The organism is Solilutibacter tolerans (assembly GCF_900155935.1).
GTDB lineage: Bacteria > Pseudomonadota > Gammaproteobacteria > Xanthomonadales > Xanthomonadaceae > Solilutibacter > Solilutibacter tolerans.
In genome coordinates this window covers 379,148-393,075 of the sequence record NZ_FTLW01000004.1, presented here as the reverse complement: position 1 = coordinate 393,075, position 13,928 = coordinate 379,148, and the positions used below count along the sequence as shown (strand labels likewise).

11 protein-coding genes are annotated in these 13,928 nt (G+C 63.1%); 4 read left to right on the top strand and 7 right to left on the bottom strand.

Features of this window, described 5'->3' with window-relative positions; all coding sequences use genetic code 11:
• Positions 1–172 precede the first annotated feature (172 nt).
• From cysN to BW989_RS10125, 7 genes are all read right to left on the bottom strand, one after another.
• Positions 173–2,017: a sulfate adenylyltransferase subunit CysN gene (gene cysN, locus BW989_RS10155; RefSeq protein WP_076587885.1), complete on the bottom strand. Its 1,845-nt coding sequence runs from the start codon at positions 2,015–2,017 to the stop codon at positions 173–175.
• Entirely contained in the window at positions 2,017–2,925 is a 909-nt protein-coding gene (cysD, locus tag BW989_RS10150; RefSeq protein ID WP_076587883.1) for a sulfate adenylyltransferase subunit CysD, read from the bottom strand. Before cysD ends, cysN begins: the two co-directional genes overlap by 1 nt.
• A 25-nt stretch (positions 2,926–2,950) precedes the next feature.
• The gene (locus BW989_RS10145; RefSeq protein WP_425476658.1) at positions 2,951–4,255 is read right to left on the bottom strand and encodes a replication-associated recombination protein A; all 1,305 of its coding nucleotides are present in this window, start codon (positions 4,253–4,255) and stop codon (positions 2,951–2,953) included.
• Positions 4,256–4,399: 144 nt separating this feature from the next.
• Complete coding sequence (locus tag BW989_RS10140; RefSeq protein WP_076587879.1) at positions 4,400–5,152, bottom strand: hypothetical protein; 753 nt, start codon at positions 5,150–5,152, stop codon at positions 4,400–4,402.
• Positions 5,153–5,305: 153 nt separating this feature from the next.
• The gene (lolA, locus tag BW989_RS10135) at positions 5,306–5,944 is read right to left on the bottom strand and encodes an outer membrane lipoprotein periplasmic chaperone LolA (RefSeq protein ID WP_076587877.1); all 639 of its coding nucleotides are present in this window, start codon (positions 5,942–5,944) and stop codon (positions 5,306–5,308) included.
• Positions 5,945–6,046: 102 nt separating this feature from the next.
• Entirely contained in the window at positions 6,047–8,416 is a 2,370-nt protein-coding gene (locus BW989_RS10130; RefSeq protein WP_425476657.1) for a DNA translocase FtsK, read from the bottom strand.
• A gap of 99 nt (positions 8,417–8,515) precedes the next feature.
• Positions 8,516–9,583 (bottom strand): alanine dehydrogenase, encoded by a 1,068-nt coding sequence (locus BW989_RS10125; RefSeq protein WP_076587876.1) that lies wholly within the window; start codon positions 9,581–9,583, stop codon positions 8,516–8,518.
• A gap of 139 nt (positions 9,584–9,722) precedes the next feature.
• Between BW989_RS10125 and trxB the strand changes: the two genes are divergently transcribed.
• The 4 genes from trxB to aat are packed head-to-tail and all read left to right on the top strand — an operon-like array spanning position 9,723 to position 13,913.
• Positions 9,723–10,682 carry a thioredoxin-disulfide reductase gene (trxB, locus tag BW989_RS10120; RefSeq protein WP_076587874.1) on the top strand — a complete coding sequence of 320 codons (960 nt, stop codon included), beginning with the start codon at positions 9,723–9,725 and terminating at the stop codon, positions 10,680–10,682.
• Positions 10,683–10,736: 54 nt separating this feature from the next.
• Positions 10,737–12,029, top strand: a complete 1,293-nt coding sequence (locus BW989_RS10115) for a DUF445 domain-containing protein (RefSeq protein WP_076587872.1) — start codon at positions 10,737–10,739, stop codon at positions 12,027–12,029.
• A gap of 7 nt (positions 12,030–12,036) precedes the next feature.
• Positions 12,037–13,176, top strand: a complete 1,140-nt coding sequence (locus tag BW989_RS10110; RefSeq protein WP_076587870.1) for a GNAT family N-acetyltransferase — start codon at positions 12,037–12,039, stop codon at positions 13,174–13,176.
• Positions 13,173–13,913 (top strand): leucyl/phenylalanyl-tRNA--protein transferase, encoded by a 741-nt coding sequence (gene aat, locus BW989_RS10105; protein ID WP_076587869.1) that lies wholly within the window; start codon positions 13,173–13,175, stop codon positions 13,911–13,913. The genes BW989_RS10110 and aat overlap by 4 nt, the downstream gene beginning before the upstream one ends.
• Positions 13,914–13,928 lie beyond the last annotated feature (15 nt).

The window sequence follows — 13,928 nt, the reverse complement described above, 5'->3', positions numbered from 1 at the left end:
TACTGCTGGTCGGGAAAGTCACAGTTTCGCTGACCTCCCGGGGAAGTCACAGCTTTACTGGGTACGATGTGACAGATCAAACTGGTCACCGCGAAAAGTTTGGTTTTCCTAAGACCGTTGATTCACATGAAAAAGTTCCGTGATCGCGCAGTCACAGCTTTACCGAGCCCGGTTAGAGTCTCCCTACGACCTGCTCTGCCAAGCTTTCCGCAGACTGATTGACCGTATCCAGGTTCAATTCGGCTGCCTCCGGTGCTTCGTACGGCGAATCAATCCCGGTGAAGTTGGGAATCTGGCCGGCGCGGGCTTTGGCGTACAGGCCCTTGGAATCGCGCGATTCGGCGACTTCCAACGGTGTGTCAACGAATACCTCGATGAACTCGCCTTCGCCAAAGAGCGCTCGTGCCAGCCTGCGTTCCGCGCGGAACGGCGAGATGAAGCTCACCAGCACAATCAAACCCGCGTCGGTCATCAGTTTGGCAACCTCGGCCACGCGTCGAATATTCTCGACCCGGTCTGCGTCGGTGAAGCCCAGATCACGATTGAGTCCGTGACGGACGTTGTCGCCATCAAGAATGTAGGCGTGCTTGCCCAGCGCTTGCAGCTTCTTTTCGACCAGGTTGGCGATGGTGGACTTGCCGGATCCGGACAGGCCGGTGAACCAGACGCATCGCGGCACTTGCCCCAGGCTGGATGCGCGCACGTGCTGGTCGATGCTGATCGCTTGCCAGTGGATATTGGCTGCGCGTCGTAGCGCGAAATCAATCGTGCCGGCAGCCACGGTTGCGTTGCTTTGGCGATCGATCAAAATGAAGCCGCCGAGTGTGCGATCTTGCGCATAGGGCGTGAACGGAATGGCCTCGGCCAGGGATAGGTTGCAGACAGCGACTTCGTTAAGGCCGATTTCGCGGGCGGCAAGTTCGGCTTGCGTGTCCACATCGATGCGATGCTTGATTTCGGTGACACTGGCCGCGACGGTACGCGCACCGATCTTGAGCCAGTAACTGCGGCCTGGCAGCAAGGGGGCCTCGTTCATCCACAACAGATGCACAGCGAATTGATCGGCCACTTCTGGTGGGTTGCGGGTGCTGGCGATCACATCACCACGTGCGACATCGATCTCGTCTTCCAGAGTGACGGTGATGGCCTGCCCTGCTTCGGATGAGGTCAAATCGCTATCGGCGGTGACGATACGCGCCAGCCGTGTGCGCTTGCCGCTGGGCAGCACGACGACCTCGTCACCCGTGTTGACGATGCCGCCACTAAGCGTGCCGGCGTATCCACGGAAATCAGAGCTCGACCGATTGACCCATTGCACCGGGAGATGAAAACCCTCGCCGCTTGCCGATGGGTTGGACGGCGCTGCATCTTCAAGTGCTTGCAGCAAACTGGGGCCGGTGTACCACGGCGTGTGCGCCGATGTCGCGATCAAGTTGTCGCCACGCAAGGCCGAGACGGGGATGGCGGTGATCGAGTGGATTCCCAGTGTCTCGGCCAGTGCGTGGTACTCGTTCTCGATAGTGCGAAAAATGGTTTCGTCGTAATCAACCAAGTCCATCTTGTTGACGGCAACGATGACCTGTCGGATGCCGAAAAGATGCACGATCCAGCTGTGTCGGCGTGTCTGCGGCAGCAAGCCCTTGCGTGCATCCACCAGCACGATGGCCAGGTCCGCGGTAGAAGCGCCGGTCGCCATGTTGCGGGTGTACTGCACATGGCCGGGACAATCAGCAACGATGAAGCGTCGATTGGGTGTACGGAAATGACGGTAGGCAACATCGATGGTGATGCCCTGCTCTCGCTCCGCATCCAGCCCGTCGACCAGGAGCGCATAATCGATGTCATCGCCTTGCGTGCCGAGACGACGACTATCAGATGCAAGGGTGGTGAGCTGATCGTCGGCCAGTTGCCGACTGTCACGCAGCAACCGCCCGATCAAGGTGCTCTTGCCATCGTCAACGCTGCCGCAGGTAATGAAACGCAGCAGGTCGGGCGTGGTGTCTATCTTGGCCGACATCAGAAATAGCCCTCGCGCTTCTTGCGCTCCATCGAAGCGGTCGGGTCTTGGTCGATCAGCCTGCCCTGCCGTTCGGACTGCGTGCTGTGCTCCATTTCTTCGATGATGGCGTCGAGACTGTCTGCATCGGATTCGATCGCGCCGGTGAGTGGATAACAGCCCAGCGTGCGGAAGCGGACTTTCCGCATCTGAGGCACTTCGCCAGGCTTGATTGGCAGGCGCTCGTCATCCACCACGATCAGGGTGCCGTTACGCTCGACGACCGGACGCTCCTTCGCGAAGTACAAGGAAGGCACCGGGATATTTTCGCGGCGGATGTACTCCCATACATCCAGCTCGGTCCAGTTCGACAAGGGAAACACGCGCATCGACTCGCCTGGGTTCACCCGCGTGTTGTAGAGCGCCCACAACTCTGGACGCTGCTGGCGCGGATCCCAGCGATGGTTCTGGTCGCGAAAGCTGAAAACACGCTCCTTGGCGCGGGACTTTTCCTCGTCGCGGCGTGCGCCGCCTATGGCCGCATCGATTTGATATTGGTCCAGTGCTTGCTTGAGCGCATCGGTCTTCATGATCTCGGTATGCACCGAAGCGCCGTGGCTGATTGGGCCCACGCCTGCGGCCACGCCATCGGGGTTCATGTGCACGCGCAGTTCCAGGCCGGTTTCTGCGGCGCGCCGGTCACGAAATTCGATCATCTCGCGAAACTTCCAGCCGGTATCGACATGCAGCAACGGGATCGGTGCTTTGCCCGGATGAAAGGCCTTTTGCAACAAATGCAGCAGCACCGCGCTGTCCTTGCCGACCGAGTACAGCAAGACGGGACGACGAGATTCCGCTGCGACTTCGCGCAGGATGTGCAGGCTTTCGGCTTCGAGATAATCGAGGGGATGCAAGGCAGGCAGGGGTATCGGTGATGTGCGCCAGTCTAGCGGCTCAGCCGTCCTTGCGTGCTGCCTCGCGTGCGGCGCGCAGCTTGTCGAGCTTGTCCTTCAACTTGATTTCCATCCCGCGTGCCACCGGTTGGTAATAGACACGCTCGCCCATGGCATCGGGAAAACCGGTCTGGTCCAGCGCGACGCCACCTTCGGCATCGTGGTCGTATTGGTAGTCATTGCCGTAGCCGAGCTCCTTCATCAGCTTGGTGGGGGCATTGCGGATATGTAGGGGGACTTCCTGCGTGCCGTACTTGCGCACGTCGCCCTTCGCGTTGTTCCAGGCCATGTAAGCCGCATTGGATTTGGCGGTACTGGCGAGATAGATCACCACTTGCGCCAAGGCGAGTTCGCCTTCGGGCGAACCCAATCGATCGTAGGCGTCCCAGGCTTCGGTGGCCATGGATAGCGCGCGCGGGTCCGCGAGGCCAATGTCTTCCACCGCCATGCGCGTCAGGCGTCGGGCGAGGTAAATGGGATCGCAGCCCCCATCGATCATGCGCGCGAACCAATACAAGGCGGCATCCGGATTGGAGCTGCGAACGGATTTATGCAGGGCGCTGATCTGGTCGTAGAACTGCTCGCCGCCTTTGTCGAAGCGGCGGGTGCGATCGGCGAGTACTTGTTCGATGAGGTCGCGGCCCAGCGGCTTGTCGTCCGCATCGGTATTTTCACCCACCAATTCCGCCGCGATTTCCAGCAAGGTCAACGCACGCCTGACATCACCATCGGCCGCGGTTGCGATCGCACGCAGGTCATCCGGGGCGATATCGATGTTGCGCCCGCCGAGCCCACGATGCTCATCGCCCAAAGCACGTTGCAATGCGGCGGTGATGTCATCGGTCGAAACCGCCTCCATCACATGCACGCGGCAACGGGACAGCAAAGCGGAATTGAGTTCGAACGATGGATTCTCGGTCGTGGCACCGATGAAAAGGATACTGCCGCGTTCGATGAACGGCAGGAACGCATCCTGCTGCACCTTGTTGAAGCGATGCACCTCATCGACAAACAGCACGGTGCGGATGCCGGCATGGAAGCGCTGGTCGGCTTCGGCCAGCACCTTGCGCACTTCCGGCAGGCCCGACATCACCGCGGAGATCGCAATGAATTGGGCCTCGGCATACTGCGCCAGCAGCAAGGCGAGCGTCGTCTTGCCGCAGCCGGGTGGCCCCCACAGGATCATCGAATGGACATGCCCGCCTTCGATCGCCCGGCGCAGCGCACTGCCCTGCCCCAGTAGCCGCTTTTGCCCCACCATCTCATCGAGGGTGCGTGGACGCATGCGCTCGGCCAAGGGGCGCATGTCGGCTCCTTCCTGTGTCAACAGGTCAGGCGTGTGGGCAGAGGGGTGTCGTGGTGATGCCACGGGTGAGCTGCGCTCCGATCAAATTCCGGGGGAGCAGTCAGTATCGACCATGCGTCAAGCGGGTGACAGGGTGAAACAGACTTAGCGGTCCTCTGAGACTGGCACCAGGGTGGCAGTCGTGCCATCGCCGAACACCCAATGGCCGGTGTTGCCCAATTCGTAATTGACGCTCACCCAGCGCTTGCGCAGTGGGTCATAGAGGCCTTCCACCAGAAGCTGCGTCGGTTCTTGGGCATCGAAACGGGCGGCACCATGGACCAGGTAGCGCTGGTAGCGGCCAGAATTCAGGCGCTGCGCGGTAGACCAATCGAGTGCCACCGCTTGCTGCGGAAATTCGTTGCGCATCTTGTCGCTGGTGGCATCGGACAGGGTCGTCAACACGGTGTCGTGCAGCGCCACTTCCTCGCCGCCTGCATCGTGATTGCCCAAAGTGATGCTGGCCCAGCCGGCGGTTTGTGTTTCAGTGTCGTACAAAGCGCGATAACGGAACGGCAGCCATTCCAGGTCGTTGCCGACTTTCAGCAAGCCGGTACCGGTAACCTTGCGGTCTCGCGGGCTGACGGCATCCATGTCAACCGTGTCGAGCATCAACTCGATGCGCTCGCCTTCGAATTGATCGGTGGCAATACCGACCAACGCGCCCGCCAAAGCACTCTCCGCAGCTTCACGCCCCTCGGTACGTGATGTCGGGTTGGCTGTCTCGCGGATTGGCTGTGCCTGCACCGTCATTACCGGACGCGTGCCCTTCGACGCAGGCGTCGCATCGGCGTGACTGATCAAGGCAGTGGACGCAGCAATCAGGCCAGACAACAGGAGGAGGGTCTTGGTTTGCATGGAGGCGCACGATGTCGTGGTGTGTGATTAGTTTCAGCACGAAGGCGTGGACTGGCCGTGATTCGAATGCGCCGGGACTGAACACGGTTGAAACGCATGGACGAAAAAGGCGGCCGAAGCCGCCTCTTCCCCTCTCATTTCGTCGGCAAACGTTTACTGGCCGATTACATCCACGCCCTTGGGCGGGCTGAAGCGAAAGCTCGATGCGGGCAAGCGTGCATTGCGCTTCCACGTACCGAAGTTCATCTCGGTGCGCTGGCCCAGTCCATCGGTGATGACGACCTTGGCCAGCCCGCGCTGGTTGAAACCCAGTTGTGCATTCTCGAAGCTGGCCCCGGCCTTGGTTTTGGGTGTCAGGGTGAGCCACTCCAGACCGCCGTTCTGCCCGCCATCGGCGACGTTGAACTGCTTGTCCAGCTTGCTGCGGTCCACCAACGCGGCGAGCGGACTGGATTGCTCCTCGATCCCCTGCGGACGCTTACTGACTTGCTGCAGGTCGGGCTCGTAGATCCACACGGTCTTGCCATCCGCGACGATCAGCTGCTGGTACGGCTTCACGTACTGCCAGCGAAACAGGTTGGGCGATGACATCGACACCTTGCCGGCTGAAGATTCCTTCAAGCGACCCTTCTGATCGTAGACCTGCTGGGTGAAGCCGCCATCGAGTGTCTTCAGGCCTTGGGTGAAGGTATCGAGCTGCGCGCGGGCGTCGGCCCAAGCACTGCCGCTTGCCAGCGCCAAGGCGATGGAAAGGCCGCTGAATCCGATCTTGTGAATGCGTGCTGCTTTCATGGGTGCAACTCCACGGGTTTCATTGAGGTCGAGTCTGCCCGCAAGAAACTGAATGGGGATGTGAATACAGCACCATCGGCATCCGCCATTCAGATTCCGGAGTCAGTCACGCGGCGGTGGCGGGGCCAGTACGCTGCGGTCGCCATTGTGCTCCGGCGGGGACACGACGCCTGCGGCTTCCATCGCCTCAACCAAGCGCGCGGCGCGGTTGTAGCCGATCTTGAGCCGCCGTTGCACGCCTGAGATCGACGCGCGGCGAGTCTCGGTGACCACGCGCACGGCCTCGTCGTACAGCGGATCGGATTCGTCGCCGCCGGACTGCGGTGCTTCGGGCAGGCCGGTCGCACCGATGGTGCTGCCGTCGTGCATGGTCTGCACTTCTTCCAGCACGCCGTCGATGTAGTCCGGCTGCCCTCCCCCGGCTTTCAGGTGCTCGACGACGCGATGCACCTCCTCATCAGAGACAAACGCGCCGTGGACGCGTTCGGGCATCGACGTGCCGGGCGGCATGTAAAGCATGTCGCCGTGGCCGAGCAGCGTTTCCGCGCCGCTTTGGTCGAGGATGGTGCGGCTGTCGATCTTGCTCGACACCTGGAAGGCGATGCGGGTCGGGATGTTGGCCTTGATCAGGCCGGTGATGACATCGACCGAGGGGCGCTGAGTTGCGAGGATGAGATGGATGCCGGCCGCACGCGCCTTCTGCGCGAGGCGGGCGATGAGCTCTTCCACCTTCTTCCCGACGATCATCATCATGTCGGCGAATTCGTCGATGAAGACGACGATGTAGGGCATCGGCTCCAGCGGCAACGGGGCTTCGTCCGGCATGCCCGACGGCTTGAACAGTGGGTCGAGGATCGGTTGGCCGCTATCGGCGGCGTCTTTCACCTTTTTGTTGAAACCGGCGAGGTTGCGCACGCCGACGGCAGACATCAGCTTGTAGCGGCGCTCCATCTCGGCCACGCACCAACGCAGGCCGTTCGCGGCCTCCTTCATGTCGGTGACGACGGGCGCGAGTAGATGCGGGATGCCCTGGTAGACGCTGAGCTCGAGCATCTTCGGGTCGATCATCAGCATGCGCACGTCCTTGGCCGAGGCCTTGAACAGCAGCGACAACACCATCGCGTTGACCGCGACGGACTTACCGGAACCGGTGGTGCCGGCAACCAGCAAGTGCGGCATGCGGGCCAGGTCCGCCACGGTGGGCCGGCCGGCGATGTCCTTGCCGAGCGCCAGCGTCAACGGGCTGCTGGCCTTGTCGTATTCCTTGGAGCGCAGCAGCTCGCTGAGATAGATCATCTCGCGGCTGGTGTTGGGAATTTCCAGGCCAATCACCGACTTGCCCGGGATGACATCGACCACGCGCACAGACTTCACCGACAGGCCGCGGGCGATGTCCTTGTCCAGCGAACTGATCTGGCTGACCTTGACGCCCGGCGCGGGCTCGATCTCGAACCGGGTGATGACCGGGCCCGGATAGGCCCCGACCACCTGCGCGTCGATGCGGAAATCCTTGAGCTTGAATTCGATCTGGCGGCTCAGCGCCTCGAGCGTCTTCTCGTCGTAACCGACCGGCTGCGGCTTGGGATCATCCAGCAGCGCCAGCGGCGGCAATGCGCCCGGGTCGCCGCCGACAAACAACGGAATCTGCTGGTCGCGCTTGGCACGCTCGCTCTTTTCGACCACGGCGGCCGGTGCCGGTGGGGGTTCGATCTTGACCGGCTCGCGCTTGGCGCGGAGCTGGGTATCGACCTTGCGGGCTTCGGTACGTTCTTCGCGCAGGGTGCGCGCTTCGTTCCATTCGGTCGCCTGTTTCTGGCCGCGGCGGAACACCTCGGGCAGCCGCATCACCTGCGCGCCGATCCAGTCCATCACCGCGAACCAAGACAGGCCGGTTGCCAGTGTCACCGCGATCAACAGCAAGGCCAGCAAGAACAGATTGCTGCCCATTGGGCCGAACAAAGTGTGCAGGGAATTGCCGACCAACTGGCCCAGCACGCCGCCGGCACCCGCGGAAAAGTCTTCGACCGCGCCGATGCGCAGCCACAAGAGGCCCACGCTGGCGATCAAGAAGGCAAACAGTCCGATCAGGCGCAAGGCCGGGCCGAGGTCCGCATCGCCATCCCCGTCGCTGTCCATCTTGAACAACGCGATCCATGCCACCGCGCCCAGGATGATCGGCAACACGAAGGCGGTGTAGCCGCACAGGGTGATGAGCGCATCGGCCAACCACGCACCGACACTGCCGCCCACATTGTGCAAGTTGCCAGTGACGCTGCCCGCGCGATGGAAGCCCGGGTCCTCCGGCGAATAGGTGACAAGGATCGCCAGCAAATACAGCAGCAGCGGAGCGATGGCGATCATCAGCACATCGCGCATCACCCGCTGGCGGCGCGGATTGGGGGCGGTGGCTCGGGCTCCCGCGTCAGTGATGCGGGGCTTGCGCGTGCGTCGGGCCGGATTGGGGGTTGCCACCGTGATGTTTTGCCTTCGGTTTTATTCGCAGCTTATTGATTTTCAAAAACAAATCAAGGGTCGATGCGGCATAGTATGCAACATCGACCCTTGTAGACCTTAGATCTTCATGTCCAACAGGGCGGGATGGACTAGCTTGCCGCCTTCGACATTGATGCCCTTCACCAGCGCCTCGTTGCCGCGCCAGTCGCCCGAGGCCAGCTTGTTCACCCACGGCAGGATGGCCGCGCAGATCGCCTGCGAGCTGGTCTGCGGCACCGCGCCCGGCATGTTGGTCACGCAGAAGTGGGTCACGCCCTCTTCCACATAGGTCGGCTCTTTCCAGGTGGTCGGGCGCGAGGTCTCGAAGCAACCGCCCTGGTCGATGGCGATATCGACGACGACGCTGCCGTCTTCCATGCCCTTCAGCATCTCGCGGGTCATCACCTTCGGCGCGGCGGCGCCCGTGACCAGCACCGCGCCGATCACAAGGTCCGCCGAGGCGACTTCCTTCGCCACCACGTCCGCGTAGGGGTACAGCGCGGTGACGTTCGGGCCGATGTTCATTGCCTCTTCCAGACGATCCGGGCGCATCTCAAACACCACCACATTGGCACCACCCGCCGCAGCCAGCTCTGCCGACGCGCGGCCGGCCTGGCCAGCACCGAACACCACCACTTTGCCGCGCTCGGTCGAGGCGAGGCCACCCAGCAGCTTGCCCTTGCCGCCCATCGGCTGGTGGAGCAAATGCGTGCCGACCTGCACGCCGATCTTGCCGGCGATTACCGACATCGGCGCGAGCAGCGGCAGGTCGCCGTTCGGCAGCTCCACGGTCTCGAAGGCAACGCCGGTCAGGCCGATGTCGAGCAGCTGGCGGGTCAACGCCGGCTCTGCGGCCAAGTGCAGGTAGCAGAACAGCAGGTGATCCTTGCGCAGCAAGGCCAGATCGCCAGCGATCGGCTCCTTCACTTTCACGATCAGCTCGCCCTTCTCGTACAGCTCGGCGGCGTCCTTGGCGATCTTGACGCCGAGGTCCGTGTACTGCGAATCCTTGAAGCCGGACTTCACGCCCGCGTCCTTCTCGATCCAGACCTCGTGGCCGCGCTTGACCAGGTCGCCGGCAGCGGCGGGCACGAGCGCAACGCGCCCTTCGAGAGTCTTGGTTTCCTTGGGTACACCGATACGCATGGGATTTTCCTATGGATCCTATTGATCGAAATGCGGACGAATTGGATGGCGAACGCGACGTTGCGTCCGCATGTGTCGGTTGGTGCGGCTTACACTAGTGCGCCTCGCCTCCCACCATACGGTTGAAAGTATAGCGATCATGTCCACCCCTACGACCAAGCACTGCCGCCTGCTCATCCTCGGTTCCGGTCCCGCCGGCTGGACCGCCGCCGTTTACGCCGCCCGCGCCAACCTGAAACCCGTCGTCGTGACCGGCATGGCCATCGGTGGTCAGCTGATGACCACGACCGAAGTAGACAACTGGCCGGGCGATGCCCACGGCCTGATGGGCCCGGCCCTGATGGAGCGCATGCAGGCGCATGCCGAGCGATTCGATACCGAAGTCATCATCGACCAGATCCACACCGCCGACCTGTCCCAGCGTCCGTTCCGCCTGAAGGGCGACGCGGGCGAGTACACCGCCGATGCGCTGGTGATCTCCACGGGCGCGACCGCCAAGTACCTCGGCCTGCCCTCCGAAGAGAAGTTCAAAGGCCGCGGCGTGTCCGCCTGCGCCACTTGCGACGGCTTCTTCTATCGCGACAAGGACGTGGCCGTGATCGGCGGCGGCAATACGGCCGTCGAGGAAGCGCTGTACCTGTCCAACCTCGCCAGCAAGGTCTATCTGGTCCATCGCCGCGACACCCTGCGCGCGGAAAAAATCATGCAGGACAAATTGTTCGCCAAGGTCGAGGCCGGCAAGATCGTGCCGATCTGGCATCACACCGTCGATGAAGTGCTGGGCGATGAAGCCGGCGTCACCGGCCTGCGCCTGAAGTCGATGCAGGATGATTCGACCCAGAACATCGACGTGCACGGCATGTTCGTCGCCATCGGACATCACCCGAACACGCAGATCTTCGACGGCCAGCTGGCGATGACCAACGGCTACCTGCAGATCCAATCCGGCCTGGCCGGCAACGCGACCATGACCTCGACGCCCGGGGTGTTCGCGGCGGGCGATGTCGCTGATCAGCACTATCGTCAAGCGATTACCTCGGCCGGCTTCGGCTGCATGGCGGCGCTGGATGCCGAGCGCTGGCTGGAGTCGCAGGGCTGATCGATTGCTGGCGATGACGCGGGCTGAACCCGCGACCGGGCAAGCTGTCTCCCGATGAGCTTGCCCGACCGCACCCGCCGCCTCGACCGCATGAAAGCCATTGCGCTGGGCTGCCTGCTCGGCGCGATCGCCTTGTTGGTGCTGTCGCACGTGATGGGCCGGCAAGGCATCTGGGGCTGGGTGGGGGCGTTTGCCGAGGCCGCCACCATCGGCGCGCTGGCGGACTGGTTCGCGGTCGTCGCACTGTTCCGCCATCCGCTGGGCCTGCCGATCCCGCATACCGCGATCATCCCGCGTAACAAACTGCGTATCGCGGATGCGCTGGCGGATTTCCTGGTCGACAACTTCCTTGCCCGCGAGCAACTGCTGCAGCGGCTCGATGCATGGAACCCGGCGCGCCAGCTGGGCGAATTCCTCGGCGAGCCTGAGCGCCTCAACGGCTTGTCAAAGCAGCTGCAAGGCTGGGCCGCGGAATCGCTGAAATCGCTGGACTCGCCCCTGATCGAGCGCGAGGTGCTCGGCCTCGTGCATCGCCAACTGCTGGCCTGGGATGCCGCGGGAACCGCCGCCCGCCTGACCCGCGCACTGACCGCGGGGCAGCATCATCAACGCCTGCTCAATGCCGGCCTGTCGCAGATAGCGGGCTGGCTGGATAAGCCCGAGGTACGCGGCTTTATCACCGAAAAAATGGTGGCGATGGCGCGTCGGGAATTTCCCAAGCTGACTTGGCTCACCGACAAGCTGGACTACACCGACGCGCTGGGCGAGGCGCTCTCGACCAAGCTCGCCAACGCGATCGTCGATGAAGTCCAGCTGGTCTTGAGCGATGCCGACCACCCGCTGCGCCACCGCTACGCCGCCGAGGCCGAACGCCTGCTGGTGAAGCTGGAGGAAGACCCGGACTTCCAGGCCAAGGTCGATGGCTGGAAGCGCGAATTCGTCGACAGCCAGCTGGTGCAGGAGTACGCCCGCGACCTCTGGCAACGCCTGCGCCAATGGCTGCATGACGATCTGGCGGGCGACGACTCCCGGACCTTCACCCATTTCCGCGCCTATGCCGAGCGCTTGGGCCGCCGCCTGCGCGAAGACCCTGTGTGGCAAGAGGCCGCCAACGCGCAGATGCGCATCGCCGCCGAGCATCTGGCCGACCAGATTCGCATGGTGGCGCCCGCTTACATCCGCCAGACCGTGGAGAGCTGGGACACCACCGAGATGGTCGACGAGATCGAGCGCGCCGTCGGCCGCGACCTGCAGTTCATCCGCTTGAACGGCACGCTCATTGGCGGCTTGGCCGGGCTGATCCTGTACGGCCTGTTCCACCTGCCATGGTCGCAGTGGTTCGGATGAGGCCGCCATGTCCTTGACCGCGGGCCTGTTGCCCTCGCTGGCTGACATCTCGCCCAGCGCCTGGGATGCCCTGCACGGCAGCGACAACCCCTTGGTGTCGCACGCCTTCCTGCACGCCATGGAGCGCACGCGCTGCCTGCGCCCCGATTGGGGGTGGATGCCGCATCACCTGACCCTGTGGCAGGACGACACGCTCGTCGCCGCCGCGCCGATGTACCTCAAGTCCAATTCGCATGGCGAGTTCGTGTTCGATCACGCCTGGGCCCGCGCCTACGCCCAGCATGGGCTGGATTACTTCCCGAAATGGCTCTCCGCCGTGCCCTACTCGCCGGTCACCGGGCCGCGCTTGTTGGCCCCCACGGCGGATTTGCGGGCCCAACTGGCGTCGGTGATGGCCGCCTTGTGCGCGGAGCAAGGACTGTCCTCGGTGCACGTCAACTTCCACGAGCATGAGGACGATGCGAGCTTCGGCCCGGATTGGCAGCTGCGCGAAGACATCCAGTACCAGTGGCATAACGCCGCGGGTTGGGGCGACTTTGAGGATTTCCTTGGCGCGATGGACCACAAGCATCGCAAGAACATCCGCCAGGAGCGCCGCAAAGTTCGCGAGTCCGGAGTGACGTTCCGCCACCTGCATGGCGACGAGGCCAGCGATGCCGACATCGACGCCATTTACGGCTTCTACCTGCAGACCTTCGCCGAGTACGGCAATTCGCCCGCATTGACGCTGGATTTCATTCGTGAAATCGCGCGAATAATGCCTCGCAACCTATTGATCATACTGGCCAAATTAGATGGTGAAACCATCGCCGGCGCGCTCTGCCTGCGCTCTGACAGCAACTTGTACGGCCGTTACTGGGGCAGTCATCTGCAATTGCCGGGCCTGCACTTCGAGACCTGCTACTACCAAGGCATCGACTACTGTCTGCGCGAAGGCCTGACCCGGTTTGAGCCCGGTGCCCAAGGCGAACACAAGCTGGCCCGCGGCTTCTTGCCCACCCCCGTGCGCAGCCGGCATTGGGTAGCCGATGCGCGCTTCCGCCACGCACTGGATGCCTGGTGCGCGGATGAAGTGGCCTCGGTACGCCGCTACGCACGCCAAGCCATGCAGCATTCGCCCTTCAAAGCGACCGAACCGGATCCGTGAGCATCGCCCTGCCCTGGTTGGAGGCGGATCCCCTCGCGCCCTTCCCGCCGGTTGAATCGGCGCTGCGTGATCCCAACGGCTTGCTGGCCGCCGGCGGCGACTTGTCTGTGCCTCGGCTGCTGAGCGCCTACGGTCGCGGCATCTTCCCGTGGTTCTCCGAGGGCGAGCCCATCCTCTGGTGGTCACCGGACCCGCGCATGGTGTTCAGAACGGATGGCGTGCGGTTGTCCAGCAAATTCAGGCGGCAGCTTCGACACAGCCCCTGGACGTTGCGCGCCGACACCGCTTTCGAGGCCGTGATCGCGGCCTGCGCCAGCACGCCTCGCCCCGGTCAGCGCGGCACCTGGATCACGCGAGAGATGCAGGCCGCTTACCTCGCGCTGCATCGACAAGGCCACGCGCATTCGGTGGAAGTGCTCGATGGCGAGGCGCTCGTCGGCGGCATTTATGGTGTTGCCGTCGGCCAGATGTTCTTTGGCGAGTCGATGTTCTCCGCGCAATCCGGCGGGTCGAAGGTGGCCATCGCCGGGTTGGCCCATTTCCTCCATCGCCAAGGCTGGCCCTTGATCGATGCGCAGGTGGAAAACCCGCATCTGCAGACCTTGGGCGCGCTATCGATGCCGCGGGGCGACTTCCTGCACATCGTCCGCCATCAAGTCCAACAGGCAACACTGGCCGGTCCGTGGGACGACCGATTCGGCACCCTGCCCGCCAGCGCCCTGGCCAACCCCGCCTGAACGTGCGAACGATTT

Excerpts from the sequence above, each read along its gene's own strand:
- BW989_RS10115 (WP_076587872.1), top strand. The coding sequence starts at position 10,737 with ATGAGCTTGCCCGACCGCACCCGCCGCCTCGACCGCATGAAAGCCATT.
- lolA (WP_076587877.1), bottom strand. The coding sequence starts at position 5,944 with ATGAAAGCAGCACGCATTCACAAGATCGGATTCAGCGGCCTTTCCATC.
- BW989_RS10110 (WP_076587870.1), top strand. The coding sequence starts at position 12,037 with ATGTCCTTGACCGCGGGCCTGTTGCCCTCGCTGGCTGACATCTCGCCC.
- cysN (WP_076587885.1), bottom strand. The coding sequence starts at position 2,017 with ATGTCGGCCAAGATAGACACCACGCCCGACCTGCTGCGTTTCATTACC.
- BW989_RS10125 (WP_076587876.1), bottom strand. The coding sequence starts at position 9,583 with ATGCGTATCGGTGTACCCAAGGAAACCAAGACTCTCGAAGGGCGCGTT.
- trxB (WP_076587874.1), top strand. The coding sequence starts at position 9,723 with ATGTCCACCCCTACGACCAAGCACTGCCGCCTGCTCATCCTCGGTTCC.
- BW989_RS10145 (WP_425476658.1), bottom strand. The coding sequence starts at position 4,255 with ATGCGCCCCTTGGCCGAGCGCATGCGTCCACGCACCCTCGATGAGATG.
- BW989_RS10140 (WP_076587879.1), bottom strand. The coding sequence starts at position 5,152 with ATGCAAACCAAGACCCTCCTCCTGTTGTCTGGCCTGATTGCTGCGTCC.